This is a genomic window from Dehalococcoidales bacterium (genome assembly GCA_041652735.1).
Lineage (GTDB): Bacteria > Chloroflexota > Dehalococcoidia > Dehalococcoidales > RBG-16-60-22 > RBG-13-51-18.
In genome coordinates this window covers 88,648-103,347 of sequence record JBAZGT010000004.1, presented here as the reverse complement: position 1 = coordinate 103,347, position 14,700 = coordinate 88,648, and the positions used below count along the sequence as shown (strand labels likewise).

14 protein-coding genes are annotated in these 14,700 nt (G+C 56.7%); 6 read left to right on the top strand and 8 right to left on the bottom strand.

The features are described 5' to 3' along the window. Positions 1-77 precede the first annotated feature (77 nt). The 4 genes from WC370_02815 (at position 78) to WC370_02800 (ending at position 4,054) form a co-directional block, all read left to right on the top strand. Complete coding sequence (locus tag WC370_02815) at positions 78-494, top strand: GNAT family acetyltransferase (GenBank protein MFA5308402.1); 417 nt, start codon at positions 78-80, stop codon at positions 492-494. Positions 495-537: 43 nt separating this feature from the next. After that, a complete protein-coding gene (locus tag WC370_02810; GenBank protein ID MFA5308401.1) occupies positions 538-630 on the top strand; it encodes a GIY-YIG nuclease family protein in 93 nt (30 codons plus the stop codon). 266 nt (positions 631-896) lie between these two features. Then, positions 897-3,566: a valine--tRNA ligase gene (locus tag WC370_02805; protein ID MFA5308400.1), complete on the top strand. Its 2,670-nt coding sequence runs from the start codon at positions 897-899 to the stop codon at positions 3,564-3,566. Between the two features lie 11 nt (positions 3,567-3,577). After that, positions 3,578-4,054: a universal stress protein gene (locus tag WC370_02800; protein ID MFA5308399.1), complete on the top strand. Its 477-nt coding sequence runs from the start codon at positions 3,578-3,580 to the stop codon at positions 4,052-4,054. A gap of 541 nt (positions 4,055-4,595) precedes the next feature. Here the strand turns inward: WC370_02800 and WC370_02795 are convergent. The 8 genes from WC370_02795 to glyA form a co-directional block, all read right to left on the bottom strand. Beyond that, positions 4,596-5,336, bottom strand: a complete 741-nt coding sequence (locus tag WC370_02795; protein MFA5308398.1) for a hypothetical protein — start codon at positions 5,334-5,336, stop codon at positions 4,596-4,598. Positions 5,337-5,344: 8 nt separating this feature from the next. Continuing rightward, the gene (locus WC370_02790) at positions 5,345-5,626 is read right to left on the bottom strand and encodes a hypothetical protein (GenBank protein MFA5308397.1); all 282 of its coding nucleotides are present in this window, start codon (positions 5,624-5,626) and stop codon (positions 5,345-5,347) included. A 176-nt stretch (positions 5,627-5,802) separates the two neighbouring features. Beyond that, on the bottom strand, positions 5,803-8,622 hold the full coding sequence (secA, locus tag WC370_02785; protein MFA5308396.1) for a preprotein translocase subunit SecA: 2,820 nt from the start codon (positions 8,620-8,622) through the stop codon (positions 5,803-5,805). 171 nt (positions 8,623-8,793) lie between these two features. Beyond that, positions 8,794-9,054 carry a DUF2007 domain-containing protein gene (locus WC370_02780; GenBank protein ID MFA5308395.1) on the bottom strand — a complete coding sequence of 87 codons (261 nt, stop codon included), beginning with the start codon at positions 9,052-9,054 and terminating at the stop codon, positions 8,794-8,796. Continuing rightward, a complete protein-coding gene (locus tag WC370_02775) occupies positions 9,044-9,985 on the bottom strand; it encodes a ribose-phosphate pyrophosphokinase (GenBank protein ID MFA5308394.1) in 942 nt (313 codons plus the stop codon). The genes WC370_02780 and WC370_02775 overlap by 11 nt, the downstream gene beginning before the upstream one ends. A gap of 106 nt (positions 9,986-10,091) precedes the next feature. Further along, entirely contained in the window at positions 10,092-10,580 is a 489-nt protein-coding gene (locus WC370_02770) for a ribonuclease H-like domain-containing protein (protein ID MFA5308393.1), read from the bottom strand. 203 nt (positions 10,581-10,783) lie between these two features. Continuing rightward, entirely contained in the window at positions 10,784-11,707 is a 924-nt protein-coding gene (locus tag WC370_02765; protein MFA5308392.1) for a cysteine synthase family protein, read from the bottom strand. Positions 11,708-11,726: 19 nt separating this feature from the next. Then, positions 11,727-12,968, bottom strand: coding sequence for a serine hydroxymethyltransferase (gene glyA, locus WC370_02760; GenBank protein MFA5308391.1), 1,242 nt, complete (start codon positions 12,966-12,968; stop codon positions 11,727-11,729). A 170-nt stretch (positions 12,969-13,138) separates the two neighbouring features. Between glyA and WC370_02755 the strand changes: the two genes are divergently transcribed. After that, entirely contained in the window at positions 13,139-13,669 is a 531-nt protein-coding gene (locus tag WC370_02755) for a hypothetical protein (GenBank protein MFA5308390.1), read from the top strand. Between the two features lie 71 nt (positions 13,670-13,740). Then, positions 13,741-14,553 (top strand): alpha/beta fold hydrolase, encoded by an 813-nt coding sequence (locus tag WC370_02750; GenBank protein MFA5308389.1) that lies wholly within the window; start codon positions 13,741-13,743, stop codon positions 14,551-14,553. The last annotated feature ends 147 nt before the right edge of the window (positions 14,554-14,700 follow it).

The window sequence follows — 14,700 nt, the reverse complement described above, 5'->3', positions numbered from 1 at the left end:
CCGAACTAACAACGGTTTGTATTACCATCCTCTCCCTTTGGAAAAGGGAGAGTTAGAGAGGGATTTATAAACTTCATATGCAAATCCAACCCTATTCGCCGGAACATGAAGTCGCTGTAATCTCTTTATGGCGACGTTGCGGGCTGGTCCGGCCCAACAATAACCCGCAAAAAGACATCCAAAGAAAGCTGAAAGTCCACCCGGAGCTCTTCTTAATTGGTATAATTGATAGTAAAGTGGTGGCCGCGGCCATGGGCGGCTACGAGGGCCACCGCGGCTGGGTAAACTACCTGGGGGTGGACCCGGAATACCGTATGCAGGGGCTGGGCAAACAGATGATGGCGACGCTGGAGGAGAAACTTTTGGCACTAGGATGCCCCAAACTTAATTTACAGGTACTCGCTCCCAATACGGAAGCCCTTGGTTTTTACGAGCGCATCGGGTATAAAAGGGATGAGGTGGTCAGCTTGGGTAAAAGGCTGATACCGGACTAAATAAGATTGTCATACCTGCGAAGGCAGGTATCCAGACAACTCGATGAATTCATACTATGTGTATATACTTGCCAGCCGGAGAAACGGTACTTTATATATCGGTGTAACCAATGATTTAGTGCGGCGTGTGGGCTAACATAGGGAGAGAATCGCCAATGGTTTCACTAAAAAGTACAAAGACCACCAGCTGGTATATTTTGAAGAAACCAATAATATAGATGCTGCCCTGAACCGGGAAAAACAGTTAAAGAAATGGAAAAGAACCTGGAAATTAAGAATAATAGAAGAAAGAAATCCGGAATGGAAAGACCTGTATCCTGATATAATAGGACAGTAATAGTCAACTGGATTCCCGCCTTCGCGGGAATGACATACTAACTGATAGAACAGAAAGAGACTTCAATGACCGACACACCGGAAACACAGCAGGAAATGCCCAAGGCTTACGAGCCGGGCAGGGCGGAGGAGAAGTGGTACAAGTTCTGGATGGATAAGGGCTACTTCACGCCTAAAATAGACAAGAGCAAAAAGCCTTTCGTCATCATCATGCCGCCGCCCAACCTGACCGGCATGCTGCACATCGGCCACGCGCTGGTATCGGCGCTGGAAGACCTGATGATACGCTGGCACCGCATGAAGGGAGACCCCACCCTCTGGCTGCCGGGGGTGGACCATGCCAGCATCGCGGCGCAGGTGGTAGTGGAAAGGCTAATCGCCAAAGAGGGCACCGACCGGCATAAGCTGGGCCGGGAAAAGTTCCTCGAACGCATGTACCAGTGGACAACGGAAAGTCGCGCGACCATCACGCAGCAGCATATGAAGCTGGGCATCTCCTGCGACTGGTCAAGAGAGCGCTACACCATGGACGAACAGTCCAGCCGGGCAGTGCGGACGGCCTTCAAGCGACTTTATGATAAAGGCCTGATTTACCGCGGGGAGCGCATCATCAACTGGTGCCCGCGGTGCGGCACGGCGCTATCCGACCTCGAAGTAGACCACAGAGACCTCAACGGGCATTTGTGGTACGTACGCTACGCCGTCGTGGGAGAGAAAGACCAGTGGATAACCGTGGCCACCACCCGCCCGGAAACGATACTGGGGGATACGGCGGTGGCGGTCAACCCCAAAGACGAGCGCTTTACGGGGATGGCGGGCAAGAAGGTAAGGCTGCCCTTCGTCAACCGGGAGATACCCATCGTGGCGGACGAGGCCGTCAGCACGGAGTTCGGCACTGGCGCGGTAAAGATTACCCCGGCGCACGACCCGGTGGACTTCGAGGTAGCGCAGCGCCAGAACCTGCCGCTGATTAACATCCTGAATAACGACGTCACCATGAACGAGAACGCCGGCCCCTACAAAGGACTGGACCGGTACGCCTGCCGCAAAGCCATCGTGGCCGACCTGGAACAGGCCGGGCAACTGGTGAAAATCGAGGACTACAGCCACGCGGTGGGGCACTGCGACCGCTGTAAAACGGTCGTCGAGCCGATTGCCAGCCGGCAATGGTTCGTGAAAATAGAGCCGCTGGCCAAGCCGGCCATCGAGGCTGTCAAGGACGGGCGCATCAAGATACTGCCGGACCGCTTCACCAAGGTGTATCTCAACTGGATGGAGAACATCCGGGACTGGTGCATCAGCCGCCAGCTCTGGTGGGGGCACCGCATCCCGATATGGTACTGCAAAGACTGCGGCGAGTTGACCGTAGCCGTGGACACCCCCGCCGCCTGCACCAAGTGCGGCTCGAAGAAAATAGAGCAGGACCCGGACACGCTGGATACCTGGTTCAGCAGCGGGCTGTGGCCGCATTCCACACTGGGCTGGCCGGACGAGACCGAGGACTTTAAATATTTCTACCCGACATCCGTGCTGGAGACCGGGTACGACATCCTCTTTTTCTGGGTGGCGCGGATGATTATGCTGGGCATCGAGGACACGGGCGAAATACCCTTCCATACGGTTTACCTGCACGGGCTGATACGGGACGAAACCGGCTCCAAGATGAGCAAGTCCAAGGGCAACGTGGTGGACCCGCTGGAGATGATGGGAAAATACGGCACGGACGCTTTACGCTTCGCCCTGACCACCGGCACTTCCCCCGGCAATGATTCCCGCCTGTCCACGGACAAGATGGAGGCCAGCCGCAACTTCGCCAACAAGCTGTGGAACGCCGCCCGCTTCGTGATACGGAGCTTCACACCGGAAGCGCCGGTTACGCGGGAAATCGACCGCGCCGGGCTTACCGCGGCCGACCGCTGGATTCTATCCCGGCTCAACCGCAACATCGCGGCGGTGACCGGGCTGATGGAGGACTACCAGTTCGGCGAGGCGCAGCGGCAGCTGCACGATTTCATCTGGGGCGAGTACTGCGACTGGTATATCGAGCTGGCCAAGATACGGCTGCAAGCGGGGGACAATACGCCCCTGCCGGTGCTGGCGCACGTCCTGGAAAACTCCCTGCGCCTGCTCCACCCCTTCATGCCCTTCCTCACCGAGGAGCTCTGGCAGCACCTGAAAAAGCACATGCGCGGAATCGATGGCGAGTCGATTATGATTGCGCCCTACCCCACCGCCGATGAAGCCGCCTACGACAAAGACGCCGAGGCGGAAATAGACGCCGTGATGGAAATAGTCCGCAACATCCGCAACGTGCGGGCGCAGTATAAAGTAGAGAGCACCCGCTGGATTGAAGCCAAAATCTATACCCCCGCCGCCGGGCCGGCGGCCGTCTCCGCCTACAGCGACGCCGTGAAAACGCTGGCGCGGGCTAATCCGGTAACATTCCCGGCGGGGGAGCCGCAGGAAAAGGCCGGGGACAATACGGTAGTGCTGGCGCTGGCCGGGGCCACCGTGGTCATCCCGATGGCCAGCATGTTCGACCCGGACGCGGAGAGAAAAAGGATAGAAAAGGACATGGAACAGACCCAGGCCGAGGCGGGCAGGCTGGAGGCCAGACTAAAAGACCAGTCTTTCCTGACCAAAGCCCCGCCGGCGGTGATTGAAAAGGAACAACAGAGGCTATATACTCTTAGCGAAAAACTGGAGAAACTGAAGCTCCAGATATCCGGACTATAGGAGGTGAGGCTATGTTCGAGAGAGTCCTGGTCCCCCTGGACGGCTCAAAAGTCGGCGAGGCGGCGCTGCCGGTAATCAGCCAGCTGGTGGATAAACTCGCCCGCGGTTCCAAGGTAGATATCACGCTCATCGGGATAATCACCCTGCTGCGGCACTGGGTGGTGGTGGGGGAAGCGAGCGCGCCGGTCTCCTACACGGAGGAAGAGCTGGCACTCATCAAGCAAAGAGTGGCGGACTACCTGGCAAAGGTGGGCGAGACTATTAAAAAGCCCGGCGTCAGTGTCAATACCATCGTCAGCTCCGGGAACGCGGCCGACGAGATTTTAAAGGCGTCCGAGGAGGTTAAGGCGGACCTGATAGCGATGTCCACCCACGGCCGTTCCGGCCTGCGACGGCTCGCCTTCGGGAGTATTACGGACAAGGTGCTACACGGGGCCAACATACCGGTTTTGATGGTACGCGCGCCGGAAGGCACGACGAACGAGTAAGGGAGCATTATTAGTGGGGGAAAAGGGGAAAATCCCTCTCGTATCTCCCCATTCGCTTTACTCAGGGCAGGCCCTTTTTCAAAGGGAGACGCCAAGACCCCAAAATATAAGGGGGGGGTACTTACTCCTTTTCCTCTCGTCCTTCTCCCCGCTGGCAGGGAGAAGGACGATTGATTGATGAAATTTGGAGATGGTGTTATTAAGGCCGGGAATGACGGGGGAGAGAAGACATAAGGCATAACGTAGATTCCAGCCCCCGATTGTCATACGGGGCACGGCTGCGCCGGAATGACAACTTTGAGAACGGATAATTACCGCCGTTAAGGTTCCCTCCGGTAAACTCATGGTTCGACGGGCTCAACATGAGCGGGACAAAAGGGGCAAGGCGTGAAGAAATCCCTCCCTAACTCTCCTTCCGATTCGTTCCTCATGCGGTGTCCCGTATGACCAAAGAGAACCGGGATTTTTTCAAAGGGAGAGGATGATGGTACAAGCCATTGTTCAAGACTCCAGGCACCTCTTTCCCTCAAGAGCTAGGTGCTTAGTCCGCGACGGCGGGTGTTAAGTCGCCGCCGAGGATGGCGGAGGCTCCTTTATGCCGCCACTGGCGCTTCAGGTAGTCCAGCGCTTTCTTGGTATCGCTGGCGATCCTGGCTTTCTCACAGCGTTTGAGGCGATACTTGAACAGCCAGTAGGTGAACTCCTTCATTTCCGCGATGGTGGTGGAACTGCGCTGCGAGTGTTTCTTTTCCTGCCGGAACTGCTTTAACAGCGTTTCTTTGTCCATATCATAAACGCGCCGGTAGACCTCATCCGCCGCCCGGCTCTGGTTGACCAGGCCCAGCCCGTGTCTTTCCTTGTCAATCTCCGCCTGCACCGCCAGCAAAAGCGTTTCCTCCACGGTGACGCCGTAGAAATAGTTGAGGTACTGCCCGAATTTCTTATCGCCGATAAGCTCGCGCACCACCGCGCCGTCGAGGTCGATAGGAGGCACGCCGCGGAAGAGGAGGCTTTCCTTTTCGTTTTCCGGGATGAACTCCGCTACCGTCCCGCAGAGGCGCTCCGCCAGCAGAAGCCAGTCGAAAGCCTCCCCATCGATAAGGTAAACGTAAGCGCGGCCATCGAAGTCTTCCCGGGCGCTGGCCCACAGCCCGATAGCGCCGAGCAGAGCGGGATACCAGTGCCGGCCGCGGGCGATGGCCTCCTTGAGATAAGCGATAGCCTCGGCGTCACCCGCCGTGACGGTTTCCGCAGCAACCAGCCTGCTCTCATCCTGTGCCATAACGCGACCTAACCCGGTGCGGCGACCGGCCCTTCCGCCTTGAGCTTTTCATAGAAAGCGAGCCGGCCGGTGGCGACCAGCTCGGTAAGTTTTTTCACGATAGCATCTCCCGCCCCCGGTATTTCTTTAAGCCGCCCCTCCGCCGCCAGTTTAGCGACCGGCTCCTGAAGCTCAAGGATGGACGCGGCCACTTTTTCATACGCCCGGATTTTAAAGATGTTTTCTCCCTTTTTTAGCCTCAGCCTGACGGCGATGTCCGAAAAGACGGCAGCGATTTCAGCGTTGGTCATAATAGAGTTCCCAGTTGCTAGTTTTTAGTTCTCAGTTTTTAGTTTTTCCCCCAACCCCGCCGCCGACCTTTCCCTCTTAATCCCCCTCTCCGTTGACAGAGAGGGGGAAACGGGGAAGGGAAGACGGTTTGTTTCACCCTCACCCCTTCGGCTCCGGCTCAGGATGACAGGCATTATTATTTGCCGTGGCAGTGCTTGTATTTCTTGCCGCTGCCGCAGGGGCAGGGCTCGTTGCGGCCTACTTTGCGGCTGCCGGAATTGGCGGCGGGATTGCTGTCACCCTTGCTCCCGATACCCGCTTTCTCCATGGGCGACTGCGGGGCTTTGGCCTGGTGCTTTTCCGTGATGCTGACGTGGAATATCATGCCGGCGACATCTTGCTGGAAAGCGGCTTTCAGCTCATTAAATTTTTCGCTGCCTATCATTTTATAAGAATCCGCGGAACGCATTTGACGCATCGTATCCAGACTCGCCTGGAGGCGCATACGATCCATTTCCGTTAGAAGTTCCACCCACAAACGGTCGATTATCTGGAGCATGACCAGCCGCTCCACCAGACGCATCTTGTCCGCGCCCATCTGGGCTTCACGGCTATCATAAGCGGCTTCGGCGATTTCACAGAACTTCTGCTCAAGCTCCTTGCCGCTCATACCGGCGACGGCCTGGGGGGTGAGGTCCGCGGGGAGGGGGATAATGCGGTTGATTTCCGTCAGCAAAGCGGGGGCGCCAGCATTTTCATCTTCAGTACGATTGGCATTATGGGAGGCGACAATACCAGACAGCTCTTTCCTGACCATATCCAGGATATTGCTTTTTAGGTCCGCATCGCTTAGAATCTTGCGTCTTTCCTGGTAAATCAGCCCGCGCTGCGTGTTCACGACGTCGTCGTATTCCACGAGGTTTTTACGCACGTCAAAGTGATAACCCTCGACGCGCTTTTGAACATCGGTTATCATGTTGGTAATCATCTTATTCTCGATGGGCGTTTCATCATCCAGGCCCACCCAGCCCATGACCGTTTTCATGCGGTCGCCGCCGAACCGGCGCATGATATCATCCTCCAGCGATATATAGAACCGCGTGCTGCCGGGGTCGCCCTGGCGCCCGGCGCGGCCCCTGAGCTGGTTATCAATACGCCGGGCCTCGTGACGCTCCGTACCGATAATGTGGAGACCGCCCAGCTCGATGACCTTGTCATGCTTCTTTTGCCACTCGTCCTGGCTGACGCCGTCCTGAGCGCCGCCCAGGATAATATCCACGCCGCGGCCGGCCATGTTGGTGGCGACGGTTACCGCTCCCATTTCCCCGGCGCGGGACACGATAGCCGCCTCCCGGGTATGCTCCTTGGCATTCAGCACCTGGCAGGTAATGCCCTGCCGCTTGAGTATATCACTCAGGCGGACGGAGTTCTCGATAGATACCGTACCCACCAGCACCGGCACGCCTTTTTCATGCAGCTCTTTAATTTCTTCAGCCACCGCCCGGTACTTGCCTTCCTCCGTCTTGTAAATCTGGTCCGGGAGGTCTTCTCTTATCATGGGTTTGTTGGTGGGAATCTCAGTAACTTCCAGCTTATAAATCTTAAAGAACTCTTCCGCTTCCGTGGCGGCGGTACCGGTCATGCCGCCGAGCTTTTCATACATGCGGAAGTAGTTCTGAATGGTGACGGTGGCGTAGGTCCTGGTCTCCTGCTGTACCTTGATGTGCTCCTTAGCCTCGATGGCCTGGTGCAGCCCCTCCGAATAGCGGCGACCGTACATCTTGCGGCCGGTAAACTCGTCAACGATGATGACCTCGCCGTTTTCCACGACATAGCGCTGGTCCCGCTTGTAAAACTCCTTGGCGCTAAGGGCGTTGCGCAGGTGGTGCATCAGGGTGCCGTTGTTATAAAGCGAATCGCCGCTTTTGAGCAGCCCGTCCCGCTTGAGCATCATTTCCACGCGGTCCCAGCCGTTCTCATTAAGGTCGGCGCTCTGCTCTTTTTCCTTGATTTCATAGTCCTCGTCCCGCTTGAGGCGGGTGACCAGGGCGGCGAACTTCTGGTAGAGCAACCCGGACTCCGTATCCGGGGCGCTGATGATGAGGGGGGTGCGGGCTTCATCAATGAGCAGGTTGTCCACCTCGTCCACGATGCAGTAATAGAGACTAGAGCGCTGGACGCACTGGGACAAGTCCGACACCATGTTATCACGCAGGAAATCAAAGCCAAACTCCGCCGAAGTGCCGTAGGTGATATCCGCTTCATAGGCTTCCTTGCGGGAGACGGGGCGGAAATGGCGCCAGGGGTCTTTTTCATCCCCCGAATCATGAGCGGGGTCGAAGATACGGGACGGCATCTGCTCATCCGGCTTTTGCATGGGGTAGATGCTGGCCACGCTGACGCCCAGGGCGTGGAAGATGGGTCCCATCCAGTAGGGGTCGCGCCGCGCCAGGTAGTCGTTCACGGTAGCCAGGTGGGCGCCGCGGCCGGTCAGGGAGTTGAGGTAAAGGGGAAGGGTGGCGACCAGCGTTTTACCCTCGCCGGTGCGCATCTCGGCGATTTTACCGAGGTGCAGGGTGACGCCGCCGTAAAGCTGCACGTCATAGTGCCGCTGGCCGATAGCGCGCCGGGCGGCTTCCCTTACCGCGGCGAAAGCCTCCGGGAGGATATCATTGAGAGCTTCGCGCTCCAGTTTCTGACGCTCTTTTTCTACCTGGTCGACTTTTTCCCGGGCGCGCTTGCACTGGTTATCCGCCTCATCCCTGGCATCTTCCCAGGTGGCTTTGGCGAGACATTCCTGGGCTTCCTGAAGCTCCTGCCGGGCCTCTTCCACTTTAGATTGTACGCCGGCCCCGGCCTCTTTTACCCTGGCTTTGAACTCCGCTGTTTTAGCCTTCAGCTCTTCATCCGTGAGCTTTTGATATTCGGGTTCAAGCTCATTAGTGCGGTCGATGTAGGATTTGAGTCGCTTAATCTCTTTTTCGTTAGAATCGAACAGGCCAAAAAATTTAGGCATGGTGCTACCCTTATCTTAATTCCCTCTCTAACTCTCCCCTTACGAAGGGGAGAGGATGATAGTGTACGAACCCCTTTCCCTCTTATCCCTCTCCCCGCTTGCAGGGAGAGGGACGATAGATTTGTCTAAAAAACCCCTTCAATCCACCTTTAGGAAAAGAGGAGGATGGTTTTAATTATCAGGTGTTTCTTCGTCCTCCACCACCTCCGGTTCGCCATTGGAAATCAACTCCCGGGCTTTTGCCGCCTGGGATTCCAGCACCATCACTTTTACCTCCCCCATGCCGTCCATGGTAAAGAGGTGCACGGAGGGAGCGGCGTTGGACCTGAAGACACAGGGTATATCAAAGCTTTCCAGGAGGCCCTTGATGACCTGCGCCTCCATCTCATTGCCGGCGTGATAGACTTCCACCAGTTTCTGGCTACTTTTCAAACATCGCCCCCACGGACTGACCCGTATTGATGCGGCGTATGGCCTCGCCCAGCAGCGGCGCGATGGGCAGGACCTTGATTTTGTCTATTCTTTTTTCCTGGGGGACGGGCACGGTATCCGTAACCACCAGCTCTTTAACCTGGCATTCCGCGATGCGTTTGACCGCCGGGCCGGAGAGTATGGGATGGGTAGAGCAAGCGTACACCTCTTTAGCCCCCCGCTCCAGCAAAGCGTCCACCACGCCCACCAGGGAGCCGGCCGTGTCAATCTCCTCGTCCACAATGAGGGCGGTCTTGCCTTTAACGTCACCGATGACGTTGAGCGTCTCGGTGCGGTCCTCATTGCCGATGCGCCGCTTTTCCATAATGGCCAGCGGCACGCCCATCCTTTCGCCGATGTCCCGCGCCTGCTTGGTAATGCCGAAGTCCATAGCCACGATAACCAGGTTCTTGAACTTCTTTTGAATAAAATAGTCGCTCAATAAATAAAAGGCGGTAAGCTCATCCACGGGGATATTGAAGAATCCCTGAATCTGCGCCTTGTGCAGGTCCACGGTGAGCACGCGGTTGGCGCCGGCCACGGTAAGCAGGTCAGCCACCAGGCGGGCGGTAATGGGGACGCGGGGCTGGTCTTTTTTATCACTGCGGCCGTAAGCGTAATAGGGTATCACCGCGGTGATGCGTTTGGCGGACGCCCTTTTCATGGCGTCGATCATGATGAGCAGCTCCATGAGGTGGCTGTTCACCGGGGAGGAGATGGGCTGAACGATAAAGATATCCCTTTCCCTGACGTTTTCCAGGACGCGCACGAAGGTATTTTCGTTGCTGAACTCCATGACCTCGCAATTGCCCAGCGGTATGCCCAAATACTCGGTTATCGCCCTAGTCAACGCCGGGTGGGCATTGCCGCTGAATACCTTTAGCTCATCCATTAGTCCTTAATCTCCTTCCAAATATCAGGTTTCCGCAGTTTTTATTATAGCACTAAAGGGGAGGGATTAGGGAATAGGTACCGGGAATCAGGGAGCGACAACAAACCTAGAGCAGCATATCCCGCAAAGTCTTGAGGTTGATAACGTCTTCCTTATTGTACTCGCAGAGCTTGTTGAGCGCATCAAGGTCGAAGGAGTCCACGTACTTCCACCAGAGCTTTACCGCTTCCAGACCGTTCATGTCCGGCAAGTTGCGGCCAATGCCCAGCTGTTTTTCCACGCCCTTGAGGCCGCCGTGCAGCTTTTTATCCCAGCAGTCATACATCAGGTCGCGGTGGCGGAAGGAAGTCTCCAGATTTATGCCGTAATGCGACCTGATGAAAGGCAGGTCAAAGCGGCTGCCGTTATAGCTGTAGAGGATATCCACGCCTTCCAGCGTTTCCATGATGGCGGCGGCGGAGATGTCCTTGCCGATGAACTGGACGAACTCATCATCATTCCCGCGGCAGATGTAGATGCCGACCACGGTAATCTCGCTGGAACCGTAGGATAGGCCGGTGGTCTCAATATCAATATATGCTTCAGTGTGCTGCATCTAACAACCAATTATGAGGCAAGCCAGTATGTATTCAGGAATATTATATTTACGCTCACCCGGACATTGTCCGAAAAGCCCGGCGCCGCTATGGTTCGGCAGGCTCACCATGAGCGCTTGAAAAGACAACCTCACCCCTGCGCCCCCTTCAGGTAGAACCCCTCCCGCTCTGCACTCCCATGACAATAGCAGGGAACAGATTTCTACGGCGGACACTTGGCGCAGATGGAGCGGAACAGGGTGGTGCTCAGATAGCGGTCGCCGCGGTCCGGGAGTATCACCGCGATATTGCCCTTTTTCATGGCGGCCGCGACTTTCATAGCGCCCGCCACCGCCGCCCCGCTGGACATGCCGGTGAAAAGCCCCTCCCGCACCGCCAGCAGGCGCGCCATCTCGAAAGCGTCACCGTCCTCCACCGTCACCTTTTCATCAAAGCCTTTGGGATTGTAGATGCCCGGCACCTGGCTTTCCGTCAGGTTTTTCAGTCCCTGGATGGTATGCCCGACCGTGGGCTCGATGCCCACGATTTTTATGCCGGGGATTTTTTCCTTAAGGTACTTGCCGGTGCCCATCAGCGTGCCGGTGGTGCCCATGGCGCAGACGAAGGCGTCCAACCTGCCCCCGGTCTGGCGGAAAATCTCCGGGCCGGTGGTCTCATAATGCGCTAGTACGTTATTGGGGTTATCGAACTGGTTGGGCATGTAGTACTTGCCCGGCTCCGCGTCCAGGGCCTGGTGCGCCCTGCGGATGGAGCCGTCCACGGCTTCCTTGGCCGGCGTGAGAACTACCTCGGCGCCGAAAGCCTGCAAGATAAGCTGCCGCTCCACGCTGACACATTCCGGCATGAAAAGCTTTACCTTATAGCCCTTGGCGGCGCCGATCATGGCGATGGCGATGCCGGTGTTGCCGGAGGTGGGCTCGATTATAGTTTTGTCCCGGGTAAGCTCGCCGGACTCTTCCGCCTTTTTTATCATGTAATAGGCGGGGCGGTCCTTGATGGAACCGCCGGGGTTATTGCCTTCCAGCTTGGCAAAAATCTTCACCCCGGACTTACCGTTCAGGTTTACCAGTTCTACCAGCGGCGTATTGCCGATGGCGCCCAGAACGCTGTTTTGTCCGTTTTTCATATTTTCCTCTTCGCCCCGGTTAATCAATACCGGGCACCGGGAAACGGCGACTTATTTCTTTAATTTCCTGTTTTACCTGCTGGCTGACCGCTTCATCGCTGATGTTTTTTATCAGTTTGACCACCAGGCGCGCGATAGCTATCATTTCCTCTTTGCCCATGCCGCGCGTGGTCACGCCGGGCGTACCCAGCCGGATGCCGCTGGTGATAGCGGGCGGGCGGGTATCAAAAGGTATCTCATTCTTGTTGGTGACGATGCCCGCATTATCCAGGGCTTTGGCCGCGTCCTTGCCAGTGACGCCGGTGGCGGAAAGGTCCACCAGCACCAGGTGATTGTCCGTGCCGCCGGATACCAGCCGCAGGCCGAGCTTCTGCAATTCGTCAGCCAGGGCGCGGGCGTTTTCCAGCACCTTTTTCTGGTAGGCCGTGAAGGACGGCTCCATGGCCTCCTTAAGCGCCACGGCCTTGGCGGCCACCACGTGCATCAGCGGTTTACCCTGCGCCTGTGGAAATACCCCGGAGTCCACCGCTTTAGCCAGCGCCGCTTTACACAGTATCAGGCCACCGCTGGGGCCGCGCAGGGTCTTGTGGGTGGTCATCGTGACCACGTCCGCATAGGGGACAGGCGTGGGATGAACGCCGGCCGCCACCAGCCCGGCAATATGGGCTATATCCACCATCAGCTTAGCGCCGACGGAGTCCGCGATGCGGCGGAATCGTTCAAAATCAATCGTCCGGGGGTAGGCGGTGTACCCGGCTACGATTAATTTGGGTTGGCATTCTTTCGCCAGCCGCTCCACCTCCGGGAAATCTATGCGCTCCGTTTCTTTGTTCACGTGGTATGGAACGAAGTTATAGGACTTGCCGGAAAACGTTACCGGCGAGCCGTGGGTCAGGTGTCCGCCGTGAGCGAGGTCCATGGCCATAACAGTATCCCCGTAGTTCAGTAAAGCGAAGTAAGCCGCCATGTTGGCCTGCGAGCCGGAGTGCGGCTGGACGTTGGCGTGCTCCGCCTTGAAAAGCTCCTGCGCGCGCTGTATAGCCACGGTCTCGATGGTATCCATGTTCTCACAGCCGCGGTAATAGCGATGGCCGGGATAGCCTTCAGCGTACTTGTAAGTGAGGAAGGAACCCAGCGCTTCAAGCACCGCCGGGCTGGTGTAGTTCTCCGACGCTATCATATTGACGATTTCTTTCTGCCGTTTGGCTTCGCAATCGATAGTGTGGAAGATTTCGGGGTCGGTCTGGCTTAAGAAACTCATAAAACAAACTCCTTAGAGCGGGGGAAAGTACTAATTAAGTCTACAATGGAGAGGAAATAGTGTCAATTGGAGCCAGTACTTAAAATATCCACCAAAATACCGGTTTTACTTATTGAAATACAGCTATATTTCTGTTATAGTACTAGCTAACTTTGCTAAAGGAGAAGCGGGTGACGAGGAAAATCGCCCTGGGTATCTTTCTCCTGGCTATCATTTTCTTCCTGATGCCCTGGGTAAATGTCAGCTGCATGGGCACTAACGTAGCCTCCGCGTCAGGACTGGACATGGTCCGCGGCGTCTATAACGTGCCGGGGGAGTACACGGACACCCCCCCGCAAAGCGAACCCCTGGCGATGTGGGCGCTGATTGCCGCCGGAGTGGGACTGCTCGTTTCTTTATTTACCGGGGAACTGGCGTTTCTCCTGCGCATCCTGTCCGGGCTGGCCGGCATCGGCCTGTTAATCGCCCTGAAAATAAAGCTGGGCAATGACTTCAATAACACTGACAGCCTGATGGGCACCGGAACGGCGGGCATGATTCAGCTAAACTATCTGCCGGGGTACTGGCTCACTTTGATTTCCTTCGCCCTGGCCGCCATCGTCAGCGCCATTAAAAAAGATTTCAAGATAAGCATCACCAAAACACCGGAGTCGCCGCCAAGCGGCGCGCCGCCGCCGGCGGATAAACCGCCCCCGACCTAACCAACGCTTGCCCTGAAAAAATACAAAATACTTCCCCGGCACTAAGCCGCCGCACAGGAGAGGAAATTTTTATGCCCAAAGTGAGAGTGGGAGATATCAACGTCTACTATGAAATCCACGGCCACGGTGAACCGCTGGTAATGATTTGCGGCGCCAGCGCCACCACGGAGGGCTACACGGTAGTGGCGCCCTATTTCATCAATGATTTCCGGGTGGTCCTTTATGATAACCGGGGGGCGGGCAAGACGGACAAGCCGGACATACCCTATTCCATCAAGATGATGGCGGACGACCTGGCCGGGTTGCTGGACGCCATCAGAGTAAGGTCGGCGTACATTTACGGACAGTCCATGGGGGGCATGATAGCCCAGCAGTTCGCCCTGGACTACCCGGAGAGGGTAAAAAAACTGGTGCTTATCTGCACCACCTGCGGCGGCCGGTACTGCAAACTGCCCAAGCCCTCCCGGAGGTTCGGGCCCGAAGAGCGGCAGAAAATGACCCCGGAAGAGCTGGGGCTGGAAACCCTGTGCCTGTGCGTCACGCAATCGTACATCGAGCGCAACCCGGACACCGCCAGGATGATAATGGAGAACATGATAAAAGCGTCCGAGCCGGCCTATGCCGCTTTACGCCAGGCCCAGGCGGCGGACTGCTTCAACGTTTACGACCGGCTGCCGGATATCAAAGCGCCGACGCTGGTCATGGGCGGGGAGGAGGACGCGGCGATGCCGGTGGAAAACGCCAGGCTGATAGCGTCACGGATAAAAGGGTGCAAACTGGTGACCTTTAAAAAGGCGGGGCATATACTGGCGGAGGCGGGGGAAAAGCCCAACCGGCAGGTGATGTCCTTTCTCAAGCGGAACCACAGCTATCAACCGGCCTAGTCCAGGCTCGGGGCGTGGCGGCCGGGCTAAAGCGGCGCATTTTGGCTGGATTCCCCTTGACAAACCCTATACCCGTTCTTATAATAAAGAGAAACCCCCACTTGTTGAAACAGTGTATCCCTTTTACTAAATGCGGTAAAATACTAT

Coding starts and splice junctions, on each gene's coding strand:
- WC370_02815 (MFA5308402.1), top strand. CDS start 78: ATGCAAATCCAACCCTATTCGCCGGAACATGAAGTCGCTGTAATCTCT.
- WC370_02810 (MFA5308401.1), top strand. CDS start 538: ATGAATTCATACTATGTGTATATACTTGCCAGCCGGAGAAACGGTACT.
- WC370_02805 (MFA5308400.1), top strand. CDS start 897: ATGACCGACACACCGGAAACACAGCAGGAAATGCCCAAGGCTTACGAG.
- WC370_02800 (MFA5308399.1), top strand. CDS start 3,578: ATGTTCGAGAGAGTCCTGGTCCCCCTGGACGGCTCAAAAGTCGGCGAG.
- WC370_02795 (MFA5308398.1), bottom strand. CDS start 5,336: ATGGCACAGGATGAGAGCAGGCTGGTTGCTGCGGAAACCGTCACGGCG.
- WC370_02790 (MFA5308397.1), bottom strand. CDS start 5,626: ATGACCAACGCTGAAATCGCTGCCGTCTTTTCGGACATCGCCGTCAGG.
- secA (MFA5308396.1), bottom strand. CDS start 8,622: ATGCCTAAATTTTTTGGCCTGTTCGATTCTAACGAAAAAGAGATTAAG.
- WC370_02775 (MFA5308394.1), bottom strand. CDS start 9,985: ATGGATGAGCTAAAGGTATTCAGCGGCAATGCCCACCCGGCGTTGACT.
- WC370_02770 (MFA5308393.1), bottom strand. CDS start 10,580: ATGCAGCACACTGAAGCATATATTGATATTGAGACCACCGGCCTATCC.
- WC370_02765 (MFA5308392.1), bottom strand. CDS start 11,707: ATGAAAAACGGACAAAACAGCGTTCTGGGCGCCATCGGCAATACGCCG.
- glyA (MFA5308391.1), bottom strand. CDS start 12,968: ATGAGTTTCTTAAGCCAGACCGACCCCGAAATCTTCCACACTATCGAT.
- WC370_02750 (MFA5308389.1), top strand. CDS start 13,741: ATGCCCAAAGTGAGAGTGGGAGATATCAACGTCTACTATGAAATCCAC.